The sequence below is a fragment of the Pseudomonas sp. PA27(2017) genome, assembly GCF_001945445.1.
Classification (GTDB): Bacteria; Pseudomonadota; Gammaproteobacteria; order Pseudomonadales; family Pseudomonadaceae; genus Aquipseudomonas.
Genome location: NZ_MSXW01000057.1, coordinates 1 through 990 on the forward strand (window position 1 = coordinate 1; position 990 = coordinate 990).

The window sequence follows — 990 nt, forward strand, 5'->3', positions numbered from 1 at the left end:
ACCCCGGCTACGGCTTCCTTGCGGAAAATGCCGACTTCGCCGAGCAGGTGGAAAACTCCGGGTTCGCCTTCATCGGCCCGAAAGCCGACACCATCCGCCTGATGGGTGACAAGGTGTCCGCCAAGGACGCCATGATCAAGGCCGGCGTGCCGGTGGTTCCTGGCTCCGACGGCCCGCTGCCGGAAGACGAAGCTCAAGCCCTGCGCATTGCCCGTGAGGTCGGCTACCCGGTGATCATCAAGGCCGCTGGCGGCGGTGGTGGTCGTGGCATGCGCGTGGTGTGGAAGGAAGAAGACCTGATCAAGTCGGCCAAGCTGACCCGCACCGAAGCCGGTGCCGCGTTCGGCAACCCGATGGTCTACCTGGAGAAGTTCCTCGGCAACCCGCGTCACGTGGAAGTCCAGGTGCTGTCCGACGGCCAGGGCAACGCCATCCACCTGTACGACCGCGACTGCTCGCTGCAGCGCCGTCACCAGAAAGTGCTGGAAGAAGCCCCGGCACCGCTGATCGACGAGAAGGCCCGCGCCGAAGTACTCAAGCGCTGCGTCGATGCCTGCATCGAGATCGGCTACCGCGGTGCCGGTACCTTCGAGTTCCTCTATGAAGACGGTCGTTTCTACTTCATCGAGATGAACACCCGCGTTCAGGTCGAGCACCCGGTTACCGAAATGGTCACCGGCATCGACATCGTCAAGGAGATGCTCAGCATCGCCGCGGGCAACAAGCTGTCCTACAAGCAGGAAGACATCAAGCTCCTGGGCCACGCCCTGGAGTGCCGCATCAACGCCGAAGACCCGGATAACTTCATGCCTTGCCCCGGCAAGGTGAAGCACTTCCATGCTCCGGGCGGTTTCGGTGTGCGTGTCGACTCGCACCTGTACAGCGGTTACTCGGTACCGCCGAACTACGACTCGCTGATCGGCAAGCTGATCACCTACGGCGTGACCCGCGACGAGGCCTTGGCCCGCATGCGCAACGCCCTGGACGAGA

1 protein-coding gene is annotated in these 990 nt (G+C 63.2%); it reads left to right on the forward strand.

Going from position 1 to position 990, the window contains the following annotated elements; all coding sequences use genetic code 11:
* On the forward strand, nucleotides 1-990 hold a 990-nt coding region (locus BVH06_RS20080), incomplete at both ends, for a biotin carboxylase N-terminal domain-containing protein (protein WP_256575217.1).